At 54.7% G+C, this 14,031-nt stretch carries 19 protein-coding genes; 9 read left to right on the top strand and 10 right to left on the bottom strand.

Annotated elements, in window-relative coordinates; all coding sequences use genetic code 11:
• Nucleotides 1-19 precede the first annotated feature (19 nt).
• Nucleotides 20-913, top strand: coding sequence for a ZIP family metal transporter (locus tag AQS70_RS14085; RefSeq protein WP_055103382.1), 894 nt, complete (start codon nt 20-22; stop codon nt 911-913).
• A gap of 227 nt (nt 914-1,140) precedes the next feature.
• Here the strand turns inward: AQS70_RS14085 and AQS70_RS14090 are convergent, their stop codons facing one another.
• The 10 genes from AQS70_RS14090 to AQS70_RS14135 all read right to left on the bottom strand — a co-directional run bounded on the left by AQS70_RS14090 (nt 1,141) and on the right by AQS70_RS14135 (nt 8,218).
• A complete protein-coding gene (locus AQS70_RS14090) occupies nt 1,141-1,413 on the bottom strand; it encodes an HPr family phosphocarrier protein (RefSeq protein ID WP_055103383.1) in 273 nt (90 codons plus the stop codon).
• A 16-nt stretch (nt 1,414-1,429) separates the two neighbouring features.
• Nucleotides 1,430-2,287, bottom strand: a complete 858-nt coding sequence (gene rapZ / locus AQS70_RS14095) for an RNase adapter RapZ (RefSeq protein ID WP_055103384.1) — start codon at nt 2,285-2,287, stop codon at nt 1,430-1,432.
• Nucleotides 2,288-2,289: 2 nt separating this feature from the next.
• Nucleotides 2,290-2,754, bottom strand: coding sequence for a PTS IIA-like nitrogen regulatory protein PtsN (gene ptsN, locus AQS70_RS14100; RefSeq protein ID WP_055103385.1), 465 nt, complete (start codon nt 2,752-2,754; stop codon nt 2,290-2,292).
• Between the two features lie 12 nt (nt 2,755-2,766).
• Nucleotides 2,767-3,075 carry a ribosome hibernation-promoting factor, HPF/YfiA family gene (gene hpf / locus AQS70_RS14105; protein WP_055103386.1) on the bottom strand — a complete coding sequence of 103 codons (309 nt, stop codon included), beginning with the start codon at nt 3,073-3,075 and terminating at the stop codon, nt 2,767-2,769.
• Nucleotides 3,076-3,150: 75 nt separating this feature from the next.
• The gene (locus AQS70_RS14110; protein WP_055103387.1) at nt 3,151-4,647 is read right to left on the bottom strand and encodes an RNA polymerase factor sigma-54; all 1,497 of its coding nucleotides are present in this window, start codon (nt 4,645-4,647) and stop codon (nt 3,151-3,153) included.
• 234 nt (nt 4,648-4,881) lie between these two features.
• A complete protein-coding gene (lptB, locus tag AQS70_RS14115) occupies nt 4,882-5,607 on the bottom strand; it encodes an LPS export ABC transporter ATP-binding protein (protein WP_055103388.1) in 726 nt (241 codons plus the stop codon).
• The gene (gene lptA / locus AQS70_RS14120; RefSeq protein ID WP_055103389.1) at nt 5,607-6,152 is read right to left on the bottom strand and encodes a lipopolysaccharide transport periplasmic protein LptA; all 546 of its coding nucleotides are present in this window, start codon (nt 6,150-6,152) and stop codon (nt 5,607-5,609) included. Before lptA ends, lptB begins: the two co-directional genes overlap by 1 nt.
• Nucleotides 6,139-6,711: an LPS export ABC transporter periplasmic protein LptC gene (gene lptC, locus AQS70_RS14125; protein ID WP_055103390.1), complete on the bottom strand. Its 573-nt coding sequence runs from the start codon at nt 6,709-6,711 to the stop codon at nt 6,139-6,141. Before lptC ends, lptA begins: the two co-directional genes overlap by 14 nt.
• 8 nt (nt 6,712-6,719) lie before the next feature.
• A complete protein-coding gene (locus AQS70_RS14130) occupies nt 6,720-7,244 on the bottom strand; it encodes a KdsC family phosphatase (RefSeq protein ID WP_055103391.1) in 525 nt (174 codons plus the stop codon).
• Nucleotides 7,244-8,218 carry a KpsF/GutQ family sugar-phosphate isomerase gene (locus AQS70_RS14135; protein ID WP_055103392.1) on the bottom strand — a complete coding sequence of 325 codons (975 nt, stop codon included), beginning with the start codon at nt 8,216-8,218 and terminating at the stop codon, nt 7,244-7,246. Before AQS70_RS14135 ends, AQS70_RS14130 begins: the two co-directional genes overlap by 1 nt.
• A gap of 293 nt (nt 8,219-8,511) precedes the next feature.
• Here AQS70_RS14135 and AQS70_RS14140 point away from each other — a divergent pair, with 293 nt between their 5' ends.
• The 8 genes from AQS70_RS14140 to hisG all read left to right on the top strand — a co-directional run bounded on the left by AQS70_RS14140 (nt 8,512) and on the right by hisG (nt 14,010).
• Nucleotides 8,512-9,321: an ATP-binding cassette domain-containing protein gene (locus AQS70_RS14140; protein ID WP_055103393.1), complete on the top strand. Its 810-nt coding sequence runs from the start codon at nt 8,512-8,514 to the stop codon at nt 9,319-9,321.
• The gene (gene mlaE, locus AQS70_RS14145; RefSeq protein WP_055103394.1) at nt 9,321-10,118 is read left to right on the top strand and encodes a lipid asymmetry maintenance ABC transporter permease subunit MlaE; all 798 of its coding nucleotides are present in this window, start codon (nt 9,321-9,323) and stop codon (nt 10,116-10,118) included. The genes AQS70_RS14140 and mlaE overlap by 1 nt, the downstream gene beginning before the upstream one ends.
• The gene (mlaD, locus tag AQS70_RS14150; RefSeq protein ID WP_055103395.1) at nt 10,118-10,585 is read left to right on the top strand and encodes an outer membrane lipid asymmetry maintenance protein MlaD; all 468 of its coding nucleotides are present in this window, start codon (nt 10,118-10,120) and stop codon (nt 10,583-10,585) included. The genes mlaE and mlaD overlap by 1 nt, the downstream gene beginning before the upstream one ends.
• Nucleotides 10,586-10,596: 11 nt before the next feature.
• On the top strand, nt 10,597-11,247 hold the full coding sequence (locus AQS70_RS14155) for an MlaC/ttg2D family ABC transporter substrate-binding protein (protein WP_055103396.1): 651 nt from the start codon (nt 10,597-10,599) through the stop codon (nt 11,245-11,247).
• Nucleotides 11,244-11,549: an STAS domain-containing protein gene (locus AQS70_RS14160; protein ID WP_055103397.1), complete on the top strand. Its 306-nt coding sequence runs from the start codon at nt 11,244-11,246 to the stop codon at nt 11,547-11,549. Before AQS70_RS14155 ends, AQS70_RS14160 begins: the two co-directional genes overlap by 4 nt.
• 114 nt (nt 11,550-11,663) lie before the next feature.
• Nucleotides 11,664-11,903 (top strand): BolA family protein, encoded by a 240-nt coding sequence (locus AQS70_RS14165; RefSeq protein ID WP_048368340.1) that lies wholly within the window; start codon nt 11,664-11,666, stop codon nt 11,901-11,903.
• 23 nt (nt 11,904-11,926) lie between these two features.
• Nucleotides 11,927-13,192 carry a UDP-N-acetylglucosamine 1-carboxyvinyltransferase gene (gene murA / locus AQS70_RS14170; protein ID WP_055103398.1) on the top strand — a complete coding sequence of 422 codons (1,266 nt, stop codon included), beginning with the start codon at nt 11,927-11,929 and terminating at the stop codon, nt 13,190-13,192.
• A 182-nt stretch (nt 13,193-13,374) separates the two neighbouring features.
• Nucleotides 13,375-14,010: an ATP phosphoribosyltransferase gene (hisG, locus tag AQS70_RS14175; RefSeq protein WP_055103399.1), complete on the top strand. Its 636-nt coding sequence runs from the start codon at nt 13,375-13,377 to the stop codon at nt 14,008-14,010.
• The last annotated feature ends 21 nt before the right edge of the window (nt 14,011-14,031 follow it).

Genomic DNA, 14,031 nt, shown 5'->3' on the forward strand with positions numbered 1-14,031 from the left:
AGAAGGATTCAGGCAGATTATGCGCACGCAAATATTAGCGGTGGGTGGCGTGCGGATGTTCCGTTATGCGCTGGGCACGCTCTTGCTGTTGGCGGGCACGGCCTTGCTAGTGGCCAAAGGATTGGTCTGGTTGGATCTTGAGCCGAGATTGTTGCGGGCCTTACAAGGCGGTGCGCTCTGCGCGCTGGGCACCGCCTTGGGCGCTGTGCCGGTGTTGGTTATTCGCAAAATGCCAGTAGCGGTTAGCGACACCCTGCTGGGCTTTGGGGCCGGAGTCATGTTGGCGGCAACAGCCTTCTCGTTGATCGTGCCGGGTATTAGTGCAGCCCAAGATCTTGGGCTTTCGCCTTGGGCTTCGAGCGGCTTGGTCAGCGCAGGTATATTGCTGGGTGCTTTTTTCTTGTTCTTGGTCGACCTGAAGGTTTCAGGCGCAGGGCCAGAAATTATCATCAGTCGCCCCGGTGAGCCTGTGATTCCGCCGCGTATCTGGTTGTTTGTAATTGCCATCATCGCGCACAACATTCCGGAGGGTATGGCGGTCGGGGTGTCAGCAGGCGGCGGTATGTCAGACGCCGACAGCTTGGCGATGGGGATTGCCTTGCAGGACGTACCAGAAGGGCTGGTGATCGCATTGGTCTTGGCGGGCGCAGGTATGTCGCGGGTCAAGGCGTTTTTGATTGGCGCAGCATCCGGCTTGGTTGAGCCTGTTTTTGCGTTGCTTTGTGCTTGGCTGGTTAATTTGGCAGAGGTGTTGTTGCCATTTGGGCTGGCGTTGGCGGCGGGGGCGATGCTACTGGTCGTGACCCAAGAAGTGATCCCCGAATCGCGGCGCAATGGCCACGAAAAGCTGGCAAGCCTGGGGTTGTGTATCGGTTTTTGTCTGATGATGGTGATGGATACTGCGCTGGGATAACGCAATTCTGTAGCGAGCTTTTAACGATCAAAAGATCGCAGCCTGCGGCAGCTCCTACCTAAAGCAGAAGATCTCAAAGATGAGCTGTAGGAACGAGCTTGCTCGCGATCTTTTGTTTTTAGCGATTAAAAGACCGCAGCCTGCGGTAGCTCTTACGTAAAGCAGGTTGCGCGATGGCGCGACGTCTTGCTGACTGGAGATCTCTTACGCTTATGCAGAGGTACTCTTCACTCACCCTCATCGAAGTAATTTTTGATGAGGGTGACCAGAGCGTCTAACGCTTCTTGCTCCTGTTCACCTTCGGTCTTCAAATAAATCGTGGTGCCTTTGCCAGCGGCGAGCATCATCATGGCCATGATGCTCTTGCCGTCGACCATGGATTCAGGTGTTCGGCCCGCTCTAATTTGACAAGGGAATTTCCCCGCAACACCGACGAACTTTGCGGATGCCCGGGCGTGTAAGCCCAGCTTGTTGATAATTTCGATTTCCAGAGCAGGCATCGCAGGGAGGGTCCTTTCAAGTCAGGTCGCGGTGGCGAACCTGGACGTTCTTAAGAGTTTCGTGCAGGCATTTACCAAGGCGTTCGGTTAGATAAACCGAGCGGTGATGCCCGCCTGTGCAGCCGATAGCAATAGTGACGTAGGCGCGATTACTGGCGGCAAAGCGGGGCAACCATTTAAGCAGGTAGCTGGAGATGTCTTGGAACATCTCTTCGACATCCGGCTGTGCTGCTAGGTAATCTGCCACCGGTTGATCCAGACCTGATTGCTCGCGCAGTTCAGGTTTCCAATACGGATTGGGCAGACAACGCACGTCAAATACCAAGTCGGCATCCACCGGCATTCCGCGCTTGAAGCCAAACGACTCAATCAAAAACGCAGTGCCTGGCTCAGGCTTATTGAGCAGGCGCAATTTGATCGCGTCGCGCAACTGATAGAGGTTGAGGTTGGTGGTGTTGATTGTCAGGTCGGCGAGGTCGGCAATTGGCCCCAGCAAGTGTGTTTCATCACGAATGGCTTCTGCCAGCGAGCGGCTTTCACTGCTCAGAGGGTGCCGACGACGTGTTTCTGAGAAGCGCTTAAGCAAGGTTTCTTCGTCGGCGTCCAGATACAGAACATCGCAATGGATATGCCGATTGCGCACTTCTTCAAGCAGCTGTGGAAAGCGTGATAAGTGGCTTGGCAGGTTGCGCGCATCAATAGAGACGGCGACCAGCGGTTGTGACAATTCGGTGTGGATCAGTGCGCGTTCTGCCAGCTCAGGTAGCAAGCCAGCAGGCAAGTTGTCGATGCAATAAAAACCGTTGTCTTCAAGAACCGCAAGGGCTGTGCTTTTTCCGGACCCGGAGCGTCCGCTGACAATAACTAAACGCATGATTAGTGACCGTTCTGTACGTCCAGAACAACCTGATACAACGCTTCGTTGCTGGGTGCGCTGCGCAATTTCTCACGCACGTCTTTACGATCGAGCATGCTGGCGATCTGCCGAAGCAGTTCTAGGTGCGCATCGGTAGCCTCTTGAGGCACCAGCAAAACGAACAAAAGGTCGACCGGTGCGCCATCAATGGCGTCGAAATCTATGGGGGCGTCGAGGTGCAATAAGGCGCTGACGGGCGACTCGCAGCCTGCTAGACGGCAATGAGGTATTGCAATGCCGTTACCAAAACCGGTTGAACCGAGTTTTTCACGGGCGATCAGCGCTTCAAAAACTTTTTGCTTGTCAAGATCAGGTACTTCGCGGCTGATCAGCTCGGCAATGTTTTCGAGTGCACGTTTTTTACTGCCACCCGGCGCGTTCACCAAGGAACGGCCGGGGGTCAGGATATTTTCAAGTCGAATCATGGTGATGGATTATTAACGACCCGTTGCGCCTTGGAGTAGGCTTTGAGTCTTTTCCTTATGCTTTTTCAGTTGGCGATCGAGCTTGTCAGCGAGTAGGTCGATAGCGGCATACATGTCTTCATGCTCTGCATTGGCAACCACTTCTCCGCCCGGAATATAGAGAGTGGCTTCGATTTTCTGTTTGTCTTTTTCAACCTTTAAAATCACTTGGCCATTGGTGATTTTGTCGAAGTGACGCTCCAACCGGTCGAGTTTTTCGCCGATGTAAGCGCGCAGCGGTTCGGTGACTTCCAGATGTTGTCCACTGATGTTGACTTGCATGCAGTTTCTCCTTCTGTTGCCATTGCATAGAGAGACAGGCCGAAGGGCCTGCCACTGAAACGCTGTGACCCGCTTTTACATCAAACGTTTACGTTCGCTCGAAGGCGCAATCCCAAGGGATTCGCGGTACTTGGCGACTGTGCGACGGGCCACCTGAATGCCTTGTGCCTCCAGTAAACCAGCGATCTTGCTGTCACTCAACGGCTTTTTCTGATTTTCAGCTGCGACCAGTTTTTTGATGATCGCGCGGATGGCGGTAGACGAGCATTCACCGCCTTCCGAGGTGCTGACGTGGCTGGAGAAAAAGTACTTCAATTCATAAATACCGCGTGGGGTATGCATGAATTTTTGCGTAGTCACTCGCGAGATCGTTGATTCATGCATGCCGACGGCTTCTGCGATGTCGTGCAGTACCAGTGGTTTCATGGCCTCATCACCATATTCCAGAAAACCACGCTGATGTTCGACGATTTGGGTCGCCACTTTCATCAGGGTTTCATTGCGGCTCTGTAGGCTTTTGATGAACCAGCGAGCTTCTTGCAACTGGTTGCGCATGAAAGTGTTATCGGCGCTCGTGTCTGCTCGGCGCACGAATCCGGCATATTGCGGGTTGACCCGCAGGCGCGGAACAGATTCTTGGTTGAGTTCGACCAGCCAGCGGTCGTTGTCTTTGCGCACGATCACATCAGGAACGACGTATTCCGCTTCACTGGACTCAATTTGCGAGCCCGGACGCGGGTTTAGGCTTTGCACCAGTTCGATGACTTGGCGCAACTCGTCTTCTTTGAGCTTCATGCGGCGCATCAGTTGGCTGTAGTCGCGAGCGCCCAGTAAGTCGATGTAGTCGGTGACTAAGCGCTTGGCTTCATTGAGCCAAGGAGTTTTGGCGGGCAGTTGGCGCAATTGCAGCAAGAGGCACTCGCCGAGGTTGCGAGCGCCGATGCCAGCCGGTTCGAACTGTTGAATGCGGTGTAAAACAGCTTCAATCTCGTCGAGCTCGATATCGAGTTCCGGGTCGAAAGCCTCCAAGATCTCTTCGAGTGTTTCGTCGAGATAGCCTTGGTTGTTGATGCAGTCGATGAGTGTTACCGCGATCAGACGATCAGTGTCAGACATCGGCGCCAAGTTCAACTGCCACAACAGATGGCTTTGTAGGCTTTCACCGGCGGAGGTGCGGGTGGTGAAGTCCCACTCGTCATCGTCGCTGCTGGGCAAGCTGCTGGCGCTGGTCTGGTATATATCCTCCCAGGCCGTGTCGACGGGCAACTCGTTGGGGATACGTTCGTTCCAATCGCCTTCATCCAAGTTGTCCACGGTTGGCGCGGAATCTTGCTGGTAGGAGGGCTCTTGAACATCGCTGTTGGGTTTTTGCTCGATGTTGTCGGCTAAGGGGTCCGAGTTATCGAAGTCGTCGCCCTCTTCCTGGCGCTCGAGCATCGGGTTGGACTCCAGAGCCTCCTGGATTTCCTGTTGCAGGTCCAGGGTCGACAGTTGGAGCAGGCGGATGGCTTGTTGCAGCTGAGGCGTCATTGTCAGCTGCTGGCCCATTCTCAAGACTAGCGATGGTTTCATGGCAGGGGCTTAACACCTTATTCGCCGGCGCGCATGGCGCCATCCACTACAGGGCGCGTGAGCGCCAAACATAAGCAAATTATATGCCTGAAAGCGATGCGTTTGCCTAGAGCGCTGTGGTAATAAAAATGTAGTTAGCGACAACTACAGAGGACGAGCTTGCGTCGTAACCTCTTGGAGATCAAGAGATTACTAAACAAGCCTGTTTCTGCAAGGCTCACGTGACAGCTATTGTTACAGGCGGAACTCGTGGCCTAGGTAGACTTCACGCACCAACTCATTGGCAAGGATTGTTTCAGCATCACCCTCAGCGATCAGTTGGCCGTCGTTGACGATGTAAGCCGTTTCGCAAATATCGAGTGTCTCACGGACGTTGTGGTCAGTGATCAGCACGCCAATGCCCTTAGCCTTGAGGTGATGAATAATTTGCTTGATGTCACCTACGGAAATAGGGTCGACACCCGCAAAGGGTTCATCGAGCAGGATGAACTTAGGGTTGGTCGCCAATGCGCGCGCAATTTCTACCCGGCGCCGCTCACCACCCGACAGGCTCATGCCGAGGTTGTCGCGGATGTGGTTGATGTGGAACTCCTGTAGCAGACCTTCCAGCTCTTTGCGGCGGCCTGCCTTATCGAGTTCTTTGCGCGTTTCGAGAATCGCCATGATGTTATCGGCGACCGAAAGCTTGCGGAAAATCGAAGCCTCTTGCGGCAGGTAGCCAATACCAGCACGGGCGCGGCCGTGCATGGGTTGGTGGCTGACGTCCAGGTCGTCGATCAGTACGCGGCCCTGATCGGCTTGTACCAGACCTACGATCATGTAGAAACAGGTGGTTTTGCCTGCGCCGTTGGGGCCGAGCAAGCCTACGATTTGCCCGCTGTCGATCGACAGGCTCACATCCCGTACCACTTGGCGACTCTTATAGCTTTTAGCCAGATGCTGGGCTTTCAAGGTTGCCATTACTGGGCCTTCTGCTGGTCGGTTTTGCTCTTAGGCTGAATCACCATGTCAACGCGAGGACGAGGCGCGGAGACACTCGTGCCATTGGCTCGGCCAGCATTGGCGACCTGCTTCACGGTGTCGTAGACGATTTTCTCGCCTTCAGTCGTGTTGCCTTCATTGATGACTTTAGCCTTGTCGATCAGCACGATGCGGTTTTGCGGCGCATGGTATTGAATCGTCACGGCATATGCCTGAACCGGTTTTGGATCAGTCGCTTTTTGCAGTTGTTCGAAATAAGCCAGATTGCCTACCGAGGTCACCACGTCAATTTCACCTGCGGGGTTGCGGGTAATAGTGACGGTGTTACCGGTAATTTTCATCGAACCCTGGGTGATGATGACATCGCCCTTGTAAGTCGCGACGCCTTGTTTGTCATCCAGTTGAGCTTCATCGGCCTGAATGCGAATAGGCTGCTGGTTATCATTCGGCAGAGCCCAGGCGCTCGCGCTTCCCAGTGCTGCGCTCAGGCTGAGCAATAAAGGGAGGGTTTTAACGAGACTCATACTGTCCTCTTACGTTGGACAGCAGGTCCATCCTGCCGTCTTTCAAATATGCTTTCATTCCCTTGCCAGTTGTCACACCACCGGCGGCGTCGATTCTAACGTCTCGGTCGGTCTGAGCATATTGCTTCTGCGGGAATACAGTCATGCGGGTCGTGGTAATAATCGTAGTGCGGTTTTTGTCGTCTGTACGAGCCACGCGCACCGAGTCGATGAGTTCGACCTCACTTCCGTCCGGGTTGACCTCGCCGCGCTCACTTTGGACGTGCCACGGGTAAGCTGTGCCGCGATACATTTGCAGGTCAGGCTTGGTCAATAATGTGACTTCTGATGCCTTTAAATGTTCGACTTTGTCGGAAGTCATCTCATATTGCAGTTTGCCGTCTGGCAAGTACTGCAAGCTGTGAGCATTGGTTGCGTAATAGTCGATAGCGGTTTCGTCGACAGGCGCAACTGGCGAGTCGAGAAAACGCTCCGGGCTGATATTCCAGTAACCAACGGCAGCAAAAAGCGCGGCAATGACTGTGAATAACAGGATGTTACGAATCTTTTTACTCAGCATAAAACGCTCTATAGATAGGCGGCGAGGGCTGCATCGAGGCGCCCTTGAGCGCGCAAAATGAGCTCGCAAAACTCGCGGGCGGCACCTTCACCACCGCGTGCTTGTGTGGTGCCGTGGGCGTGCTCGCGAACAAATCCGGCAGCGCTGGCCACAGCCATGCCCAAACCAACTCGGCGTATGACAGGCAGGTCGGGCAGGTCATCACCCAAATAGGCAACCTGTTCATAGCTTAGGCCGAGTTGGCCGAGAAGCTCGTCCAATACTACCAATTTATCTTCGCGCCCCTGATAAAGGTGCGCGATACCTAGGTTTTTCGCACGTCGCTCGACCACAGGGGTCTTACGGCCGCTGATAATTGCAGTTTGCACGCCTGCGGCCATCAGCATCTTGATCCCTTGACCGTCAAGGGTATTGAAGGTCTTGAATTCGCTGCCGTCTTCTAAAAAGTACAGGCGACCGTCAGTCAAAACCCCGTCGACGTCAAAAATGGCGAGTTTGATTTTTTTGCCGCGTTTGAGCAGATCGCTGGTCATTACATTACTCCTGCGCGCAGCAAGTCGTGCATGTTCAGGGCACCTACGGGTTGGTCATGCTTGTCGACCACCACCAGCGCGCTGATTTTATGATCTTCCATTATTTTCAACGCTTCAGCCGCCAGCATATCTGCCTTCGCAGTTTTACCGTGGGGTGTCATAACCGAGTCGATGGTTGCATTGCGAATGTCGATTTCGCGATCTAGGGTGCGGCGCAAGTCGCCGTCAGTAAAGATCCCGGCCAGTCGACCGTCTTCTTCTAAGATGACAGTCATCCCAAGCCCTTTGCGGGTCATTTCCATCAGGGCATCTTTGAGTAAGGTGCCGCGCACGACTTTGGGCAATTCATCGCCCGAATGCATAACGTTATCGACCTTAAGCAACAGGCGACGACCCAAAGCGCCGCCTGGATGCGAGAACGCAAAGTCTTCGGCGGTAAAGCCGCGAGCTTCCAGCAAGGCTACAGCCAGAGCATCGCCCATCACCAGCGCCGCGGTGGTGGAGGAGGTCGGCGCCAAGTTCAGCGGGCAGGCTTCGTGAGCAACGTGAACGTTCAGGTTCACTTCGGCGGCTTTAGCCAACGTCGAGTTGGGGTTGCCCGTCATGCTGATCAATTTGATCCCCAAACGCTTGATCAAGGGCAGCAAGGTGACTATTTCAGCCGTTGTGCCAGAGTTGGACAGCGCGAGGATGACGTCATCACTGGTGATCATCCCCATGTCGCCATGACTGGCTTCAGCAGGATGAACAAAAAAAGCCGTGGTGCCGGTGCTAGCGAGGGTAGCGGCGATTTTATTGCCGATATGCCCCGATTTGCCCATGCCGACCACGACAACCCGGCCTTTACTTGCCAGAATCATCTCGCAAGCGCGCACAAAATCAGCGTCGATATGGGCCAGCAAGCCTTCAACGGCTTCCAGCTCAAGACGGATAGTACGATGGGCAGATTGAATCAGGTCGCTGGATTGGCTCATGTTTGAAGTCGGGTAGCCTGAGAAAAGGCGGGGATTATAGCGGTTATGCGCAATTCCCTCACGCTTGATCGTTGGGCTTTGTTGCACAAGGTTACAAGTCCGTGATGAGGCGACGGTTAATTTGTCATTAATTAGCTGTCTAGAACCTGCGTGGGCACTCCTTCGGTCTTTGGTGGTCAGTATCAGCAGTGCTATAGTTCGCGGCCAGTTCGGCCCGCTCAGAGAGTGCGAGCTTCCAAATCAGAAGCTTGGTGCCAGGGTGAGAGGCAGAAGCTGCATCGCAAGGAGTTTAGATGAGCGCCGATAACGCCTACGCGGTCGAGCTGAAGGGTGTTTCCTTCAAGCGCGGTACGCGCAGCATCTTCAATAATGTCGATATTCGAATTCCACGTGGCAAAGTCACGGGAATCATGGGCCCGTCCGGCTGCGGCAAGACTACCCTTTTAAGACTGATGGGCATGCAACTGCGGCCCAGCAGCGGCGAAGTGTGGGTCAACGGTCAGAACCTCCCGACGCTGTCGCGCAGTGATCTGTTCGATGCCCGCAAGCACATGGGCGTGTTGTTTCAGAGCGGCGCCTTGTTCACTGATCTGGACGTGTTTGAAAACGTAGCGTTCCCGCTGCGGGTTCACACTCAACTGCCTGAAGACATGATCCGCGACATCGTGCTGCTTAAATTGCAGGCAGTGGGGCTGCGGGGGGCAATCGACCTGATGCCTGATGAGCTGTCCGGCGGGATGAAGCGCCGTGTGGCCTTGGCACGCGCGATTGCTATGGATCCGCAAATCCTGATGTATGACGAGCCCTTTGTCGGTCAGGACCCTATTGCGATGGGGGTATTGGTGCGACTGATTCGTCTGCTAAACGACGCACTGGGCATCACCAGTATTGTGGTTTCTCATGACTTGGCTGAAACCGCGAGCATTTCTGACTATCTATACGTAGTCGGCGATGGTCAGGTTCTGGGGCAGGGCACGCCCGAAGAGCTGATGAATGCGGACAACCCGCGCATCCGCCAGTTTATGAATGGTGATCCAGATGGCCCCGTTCCGTTCCATTTTCCGGCGTCGGACTACCGAACCGATCTTCTGGGGAAGCGTTAATGCCCAAAAAATCAATAATTGACCGAGTCGGGTTATTCGGCAGAGCCGGGATCGACATCGTTTCGGTGCTCGGTCGCTCAACCATATTCTTGTTTCACGCACTGTTGGGCCGGGGCGGTATTGGCGGTGGGTTTGGGCTGCTGGTCAAGCAACTGCACTCTGTCGGTGTCATGTCGCTGGTCATTATCGTGGTTTCCGGCGTGTTCATTGGCATGGTCTTGGCGCTGCAAGGCTTCAGCATCTTGTCCAGTTATGGTTCTGAGCAGGCGGTAGGGCAAATGGTTGCTCTGACCCTGCTGCGAGAGCTGGGCCCGGTGGTAACCGCCTTACTGTTCGCCGGGCGCGCCGGGTCTGCACTGACCGCCGAAATCGGCAATATGAAATCTACCGAGCAACTCTCCAGCCTAGAGATGATTGGCGTTGACCCGCTCAAGTACATTATTGCTCCTCGCTTATGGGCCGGATTCATTTCCTTGCCCATACTGGCGATGATTTTCAGCGTGGTCGGGATCTGGGGTGGTTCGTGGGTGGCAGTCGACTGGCTGGGCGTCTACGACGGCTCCTACTGGGCCAACATGCAAAACAGTGTGACCTTCAGTGGTGACGTACTTAACGGGGTCATCAAAAGCATCGTATTTGCCTTTGTAGTGACCTGGATTGCTGTGTTTCAAGGTTATGACTGTGAGCCCACATCAGAGGGGATCAGCCGTGCCACTACCAAGACCGTGGTGTATGCCTCTCTGGCAGTCCTCGGGTTGGACTTTATTTTGACTGCCTTGATGTTTGGAGATTTCTGATGCAAAACCGCACCATGGAAATCGGTGTCGGCCTGTTCCTGCTGGCTGGCATCCTGGCTTTACTGTTACTTGCCCTGCGAGTCAGTGGGCTATCGCCGACTGCAAGCACGGATACCTACAAACTCTATGCCTACTTTGACAACATCGCGGGTCTGACGGTACGTGCCAAAGTCACAATGGCTGGCGTCACCATCGGTAAGGTGACGGCGATTGATCTGGACCGTGACAACTTCACGGCCCGTGTCACCCTGCAAGTGGAAAAGGATGTGAATAACCTGCCGACGGATTCGACGGCGTCTATTCTCACTGCAGGGCTGTTGGGCGAAAAGTACATCGGTATTAGCGTTGGCGGAGATGAGGCCGTGCTCAAAGATGGCGGCACCATCCATGACACTCAGTCGTCGCTGGTCCTTGAAGACCTGATCGGAAAATTCCTGATGAATACCGTTAGTAAAGAAGCCAAATAAGGAGCCTTAAGATGATTTCTCTCTTGCGCCGTGGCCTGTTGGTTATGCTGGCGGCTGCTTTGCCCTTGATGGCAAACGCAGCACCGGGTCAGTCTCCCCATGACATCGTGACCGACACAACGACTCGATTACTGGCTGACCTTGAAGCCAACAAAGAAAAGTACAAATCGAATCCGACCGAGTTTTATGAAGCTCTGAACAACATTGTAGGTCCGGTGGTGGATGTTGACGGTGTTTCCAGAAGCATCATGACCGTCAAGTATTCGCGCAACGCCACACCTGCGCAGATGCAGCGCTTCCAAGAAAACTTTAAGCGCAGCTTGATTCAGTTCTATGGCAATGCGTTGCTTGAGTTCAAAAATGAAGGCATCACGGTCGGTGACGCCAAGCAGCAATCTAATGGCGACAACGTGTCTGTACCAATGACCGTTAGAGGTGCCAACGGCGCGGTTTACCCTGTGTCCTACACCCTGACTAACGTTAAGGGCGAGTGGAAAGTACGAAATGTCATTATCAATGGCATCAACATCGGCAAGTTGTTCCGTGATCAGTTCGCCGATGCCATGCAACGTAACGGCAACAACCTAGACAAGACCATTGACGGCTGGGCAGGCGAAGTTGCCAAGGCCAAAGAAAAAACCGACGAGAAGCTGAACCAATGAGCGACGCCGCCATTACTCTGGCTGGCGAAAGCGAGCTGCGCCTGAGTGGCGTGCTCGACTATCAAACCGGCCCTCGCTTGCGCAAGGAAGGCCAAGCGTTGATCAAAAAGGCGTTGGCTAAAGCGTTGGTTGTCGATTGCTCGGCGGTTACCAAATCCAGCAGCGTCGGTTTGTCCCTGCTGCTGTGCTATATCCGTGACGCGCAAGCCCTGAACAAGCCACTGAGCATCACCGGTTTGCCCGCAGACATGCGCGAAATCGCTCATGTTTCGGGTTTGACCGAGTTGCTGGCACATCATTAATCGCCACTTCCAAAAAAGCCCCCCGTCAGAGTCCTGTTATACGGGGTTCGCAGGCGCGGGGCTTTTTTGTATGATGGCCGACCCGCGCGCGATAGGCGCCGATTGAGGTTGAGCATGCAGGCCGTAGAAGTTAAGAGCTTTCTAGAAGAAAAGCTGCCTGAAATTCAGGTAGAAGTTGAGGGCGAAGGCTGCAACTTTCAGCTGAACGTGATTAGTGACGAGCTGGCGGCCTTGAGCCCGGTCAAACGTCAACAAAGCATCTATACCCATTTGAATCCGTGGATTGCTGATGGCAGCATCCATGCGGTGACTATGAAATTCTTCAGCCGCGCGGCCTGGGCCGAGCGCACCTGAGCCCCCTTGGCGTCGAGATTGTTATGGATAAATTGATTATTACCGGCGGTGCTCGTCTTGATGGCGAAATCCGTATTTCCGGTGCGAAGAACTCTGCTTTGCCGATTCTGGCAGCGACCTTGCTGTGCAATGGCCCGGTCACGGTAGGCAACCTGCCGCATTTGCATGACATCACTACCATGATCGAGCTGTTCGGTCGCATGGGCATTGAGCCGGTGATCGACGAGAAGCTCAGCGTCGAAATCAACCCGAACACCATCAAGACCTTGGTTGCGCCGTACGAGCTGGTGAAAACCATGCGTGCGTCGATCCTAGTGCTGGGCCCGATGGTTGCACGCTTCGGTGAAGCCGAAGTTGCGCTGCCTGGCGGTTGCGCCATTGGTTCGCGTCCAGTCGACTTACACATCCGTGGCCTCGAAGCCATGGGCGCAGTGATTGACGTCGAAGGTGGCTACATCAAGGCCAAGGCGCCAGAAGGTGGCTTGCGCGGTGCTAATTTCTTCTTTGATACCGTCAGCGTAACCGGTACTGAAAACATCATGATGGCCGCAGCTCTGGCCAATGGCCGCAGCGTATTGCAGAACTCTGCGCGCGAGCCTGAAGTCGTCGACCTCGCCAACTTCCTGAACGCTATGGGCGCCAAGGTTAGCGGTGCTGGCACTGACACCATTACCATTGATGGCGTTAAAGAGCTGCACCCAGCAATTTACCGCGTCATGCCGGACCGTATCGAAACCGGAACTTACCTGGTTGCAGCGGCCGTAACCGGTGGCCGCGTAAAGGTTAAGGACACTGATCCGACCATCCTTGAAGCCGTCCTTGAGAAACTCAAGGAAGCAGGCGCCGAGATCACTACCGGTGAAGACTGGATCGAGCTGAACATGCACGGCAAACGCCCGAAGGCGGTCAACGTGCGTACGGCTCCATATCCGGCGTTCCCAACGGACATGCAAGCGCAGTTCATCTCGCTCAACGCCATTGCCGAAGGCACCGGCGCAGTGATCGAAACCATCTTCGAAAACCGCTTCATGCACGTGTACGAACTGCACCGCATGGGCGCCAAGATCCAGGTTGAAGGCAACACCGCCATCGTCACCGGCACTGAAACGCTCAAAGGCGCCCCCGTGATGGCCACCGACCTGCGCGCTTCGGCCAGCTTGGTTATTTCGGCACTGGTTGCTGAAGGCGACACCCTGATCGACCGCATCTACCACATAGACCGTGGTTACGAGTGCATCGAAGAAAAACTGCAAATGCTGGGTGCCAAAATTCGCCGCGTTCCAGGCTAGTTTTTGGTGTTTGGCATCATGGGCACAGGGATCGTGTCCAGCCGCCAGGTGACGTAAGCGCTCGCAAGCGTTACCTTACCTGGCCTTGAATCGTTCAAGTCGAGCCTGATTATCAGGCTCGATGCATGTCCGGCGCCGATTGCGTCCGGGCATAAGTACCCTGATAAGGACTTACGTTTCCCATGTTGACCATTGCACTGTCCAAGGGCCGCATCCTTGACGACACCCTGCCGCTTCTGGCTGAAGCAGGTATTGTGCCGACCGAGAATCCGGACAAAAGCCGCAAGCTAATCATTCCGACCACTCAGCCGGATGTACGCCTGCTGATCGTTCGTGCCACCGATGTGCCGACCTATGTTGAGCATGGCGCTGCCGACCTCGGTGTCGCGGGTAAAGACGTGCTGATGGAATACGGCGGTCAGGGCTTATACGAGCCTCTGGACCTTCAGATCGCCCAATGCAAACTAATGACGGCCGGTGCTGTGGGTGCCGCAGAGCCTAAAGGGCGTCTGCGCGTTGCCACCAAATTCGTCAATGTTGCTAAGCGCTATTACGCCGAGCAAGGTCGTCAGGTTGACATCATCAAGCTTTACGGCTCGATGGAACTTGCACCTCTGATTGGTCTGGCCGACAAGATCATCGATGTGGTCGATACCGGCAACACGTTGCGCGCTAATGGCCTTGAGCCACAAGACTTCATCGCCGCTATCAGCTCCCGTCTGGTGGTTAATAAAGCGTCGATGAAAATGCAGCATGCTCGCATTCAAGCGCTGATCGACACCCTGCGCAAAGCAGTGGAGTCGCGACACCGCGGCTGACTCACCTGCGCGACCCTAGAT

Origin of the sequence: Pseudomonas endophytica (assembly GCF_001411475.1) — a bacterium.
GTDB lineage: Bacteria > Pseudomonadota > Gammaproteobacteria > Pseudomonadales > Pseudomonadaceae > Aquipseudomonas > Aquipseudomonas endophytica.

Excerpts from the sequence above, each read along its gene's own strand:
- AQS70_RS14160 (WP_055103397.1), top strand. The coding sequence starts at position 11,244 with ATGAGCGACGCCGCCATTACTCTGGCTGGCGAAAGCGAGCTGCGCCTG.
- AQS70_RS14155 (WP_055103396.1), top strand. The coding sequence starts at position 10,597 with ATGATTTCTCTCTTGCGCCGTGGCCTGTTGGTTATGCTGGCGGCTGCT.
- lptB (WP_055103388.1), bottom strand. The coding sequence starts at position 5,607 with ATGGCAACCTTGAAAGCCCAGCATCTGGCTAAAAGCTATAAGAGTCGC.
- lptA (WP_055103389.1), bottom strand. The coding sequence starts at position 6,152 with ATGAGTCTCGTTAAAACCCTCCCTTTATTGCTCAGCCTGAGCGCAGCA.
- mlaD (WP_055103395.1), top strand. The coding sequence starts at position 10,118 with ATGCAAAACCGCACCATGGAAATCGGTGTCGGCCTGTTCCTGCTGGCT.
- AQS70_RS14085 (WP_055103382.1), top strand. The coding sequence starts at position 20 with ATGCGCACGCAAATATTAGCGGTGGGTGGCGTGCGGATGTTCCGTTAT.
- AQS70_RS14140 (WP_055103393.1), top strand. The coding sequence starts at position 8,512 with ATGAGCGCCGATAACGCCTACGCGGTCGAGCTGAAGGGTGTTTCCTTC.
- AQS70_RS14090 (WP_055103383.1), bottom strand. The coding sequence starts at position 1,413 with ATGCCTGCTCTGGAAATCGAAATTATCAACAAGCTGGGCTTACACGCC.
- mlaE (WP_055103394.1), top strand. The coding sequence starts at position 9,321 with ATGCCCAAAAAATCAATAATTGACCGAGTCGGGTTATTCGGCAGAGCC.
- AQS70_RS14135 (WP_055103392.1), bottom strand. The coding sequence starts at position 8,218 with ATGAGCCAATCCAGCGACCTGATTCAATCTGCCCATCGTACTATCCGT.
- AQS70_RS14130 (WP_055103391.1), bottom strand. The coding sequence starts at position 7,244 with ATGACCAGCGATCTGCTCAAACGCGGCAAAAAAATCAAACTCGCCATT.
- rapZ (WP_055103384.1), bottom strand. The coding sequence starts at position 2,287 with ATGCGTTTAGTTATTGTCAGCGGACGCTCCGGGTCCGGAAAAAGCACA.
- hpf (WP_055103386.1), bottom strand. The coding sequence starts at position 3,075 with ATGCAAGTCAACATCAGTGGACAACATCTGGAAGTCACCGAACCGCTG.
- AQS70_RS14110 (WP_055103387.1), bottom strand. The coding sequence starts at position 4,647 with ATGAAACCATCGCTAGTCTTGAGAATGGGCCAGCAGCTGACAATGACG.
- lptC (WP_055103390.1), bottom strand. The coding sequence starts at position 6,711 with ATGCTGAGTAAAAAGATTCGTAACATCCTGTTATTCACAGTCATTGCC.
- murA (WP_055103398.1), top strand. The coding sequence starts at position 11,927 with ATGGATAAATTGATTATTACCGGCGGTGCTCGTCTTGATGGCGAAATC.
- ptsN (WP_055103385.1), bottom strand. The coding sequence starts at position 2,754 with ATGATTCGACTTGAAAATATCCTGACCCCCGGCCGTTCCTTGGTGAAC.
- hisG (WP_055103399.1), top strand. The coding sequence starts at position 13,375 with ATGTTGACCATTGCACTGTCCAAGGGCCGCATCCTTGACGACACCCTG.
- AQS70_RS14165 (WP_048368340.1), top strand. The coding sequence starts at position 11,664 with ATGCAGGCCGTAGAAGTTAAGAGCTTTCTAGAAGAAAAGCTGCCTGAA.